Below are 1,044 nucleotides of genomic sequence, written 5' to 3' on the forward strand. Positions count from 1 at the left end.
TTGTAAATCTTCTTTAACCCCAACCTTCATCGGATTAAGATATTAGGCATGTTGATATTCTTATTTAGTTGAAAAAATATGTTTTTAGATCTCACCGAAAATACCAACCAAAATGTTTACTCTTACTTAGTAGGCGGTATCAGCCCACGGCCTATCGCATGGATAAGTACATTAAATAGCGAAGGTAGTGCAAATATTGCGCCTTATTCATTTTTTACTGTGGCTAGTTGCAAGCCAGCTGTTTTAAGTGTTACGCAAGTAAACCCTAGTGATAAAACGAATAAAGATACGCTTAGTAATCTAATGGTAACTAAAGAATGTGTGGTTAATATTGTCAGCCAAGAGCTAGTTGAAAAAATGAACCAAAGTTGTGCAAATTATCCCAGTGATATAAGCGAGTTTGATGCAGCTAACATTGCCCAAGCTCCAAGTAAGTTAGTTAACGCGCCAAGCGTTGCCGATTCAAAAGTACGGTTTGAATGTAAGTTACGCGAAGTTATTAGTATTTCAAATGAGCCTGGCGGTGGAAAAATGATGTTGCTGGATGTAGTGGGTATTTGTATAGACGATGAAGTGATGAGTGGTGGCTATATTGACCCTGAATTATTAAATGCAGTGGGCAAAATGGGCGGCGATTACTTTAGTACAACCAAAGATAAGTTTTTGCTTAAAAGGCCACAGTTGTGAAATAATCGCTTACCTAGGAATATAATAATAAAAGGATTTACGAATGTTTAAGTTCATTTTCACTTTGTTAATTGCTTTGCAAAGTTTTGGCTCTTTTGCCACACAAGATAAAAAACTACCTATAGAGGTTTTTGCAGGCTTAAAAGATTTTAGCCAAGTGAAGCTATCTCCCAATGGTAAGAACCTCGCTTTTATAAGAAACCATCAAGGGACTTTAATCTTAATGGTTAAAAACTTGGAGACGGGGGTTACAACACCAATTATAAACTCAAATAACCATACAGTGTTTTTTGATTGGTATAACTGGGCAAATGATGACGTACTGTTACTTGGTGCTCGCTATATAAAATATCAGTT

Annotated in this window: 1 protein-coding gene and 1 pseudogene; both read left to right on the forward strand. The window is 36.2% G+C overall.

Features of this window, described 5'->3' with window-relative positions:
• The first annotated feature begins 78 nt into the window (after positions 1 to 78).
• The gene (locus H5072_RS20160; protein WP_182694601.1) at positions 79 to 687 is read left to right on the forward strand and encodes a flavin reductase family protein; all 609 of its coding nucleotides are present in this window, start codon (positions 79 to 81) and stop codon (positions 685 to 687) included.
• Positions 688 to 730: 43 nt separating this feature from the next.
• Positions 731 to 1,044, forward strand: a pseudogene (locus H5072_RS20165) (S9 family peptidase); the annotation flags it as partial.

The sequence above is a fragment of the Pseudoalteromonas sp. SR45-5 genome, from assembly GCF_014163565.1.
GTDB classification, from domain to species: Bacteria; Pseudomonadota; Gammaproteobacteria; order Enterobacterales; family Alteromonadaceae; genus Pseudoalteromonas; species Pseudoalteromonas distincta.

What these genes read in the sequence shown, in the direction of transcription:
- H5072_RS20160 (WP_182694601.1), top strand. Translation starts at nt 79, where the DNA reads ATGTTTTTAGATCTCACCGAAAATACCAACCAAAATGTTTACTCTTAC.